The organism is Treponema sp. R80B11-R83G3 (assembly GCF_054786115.1).
In genome coordinates this window covers 1-422 of record NZ_BDHF01000518.1, presented here as the reverse complement: position 1 = coordinate 422, position 422 = coordinate 1, and the positions used below count along the sequence as shown (strand labels likewise).

Sequence of the window (422 nt, the reverse complement as noted above, 5' to 3'; positions counted from 1 at the left end):
GCCGAACGTTCTGCGTGAAATAAAGAATACCGCAAGCCGAGGGTTATACGCGCCTTTCCCGCATTTTCTTCAAGCCCGTTTCATAAAAGCGCTTGCCAAACTTTTCCCCGCGCGCAGTTTCCATCTCTATGCCGCGCCGCCGCCTGAGCTTAAAACGCTTTTTAATAACGGAACCGCAGGGCTTTGGCGTCCTTTCCTCGACCCTAATTCCCCGTTCGCGGCGGGAAAAAACTCCCCGCCCGTACTCGTTTTGATACTGCCCGGTATTCATAGCTGGCGCGAAGGGCTTCCGCTAGGACTGTGCGCGCTTGCCGTTCAACCTGAAATACAGCCGGACGTACTTCCGCCAAACGATATACTCTCTCCCGTCCTTCTCGCGGCGGCAACGCGTGGAGTTTACGACTTAATCGCCTCGCCTGACA

At 55.5% G+C, this 422-nt stretch carries 1 pseudogene; it reads left to right on the top strand.

Annotated elements, in window-relative coordinates:
- Positions 1-422: pseudogene (locus ACYVRH_RS14750) on the top strand (hypothetical protein); the annotation flags it as partial.